1 protein-coding gene is annotated in these 335 nt (G+C 51.3%); it reads right to left on the bottom strand.

Annotation, left to right across the window (positions count from 1 at the left end):
* On the bottom strand, positions 1 to 335 hold a 335-nt coding region (locus ZA07_RS16175), incomplete at both ends, for a hypothetical protein (protein WP_197276742.1).

The following is a 335-nucleotide window of genomic DNA, read 5'->3' as shown; positions in this document are numbered from 1 at the left end:
GTATAAGTGAACGGTGCGTTGGCTGGGTCGGCATCCGTGGCATCAGATACTGCTGTACCGCCACCATAGGTCCAACTTCCACCGGTTTGTCCTCCTGGCTCTAAGGCGGTTAAATCTACACTTGTTGTCCCTGGACATACCATCTGATCATCAATCGATACTGGGGTTACTGTATAATTACTATAGCCTACCGTATCGGAAGCATCACAACCGTTACCATCGGTATAAGTATAAGTGAACGGTGCGTTGGCTGGGTCGGCATCCGTGGCATCAGATACTGCTGTACCGCCACCATAGGTCCAACTTCCACCGGTTTGTCCTCCTGGCTCTAAGGC

This window comes from Mangrovimonas sp. ST2L15, from assembly GCF_001280515.1.
Classification (GTDB): domain Bacteria; phylum Bacteroidota; class Bacteroidia; order Flavobacteriales; family Flavobacteriaceae; genus Mangrovimonas; species Mangrovimonas futianensis.
The sequence above is the reverse complement of the archived record's forward strand: the minus strand, read 5'-3'. Positions and strand labels throughout refer to the sequence as shown.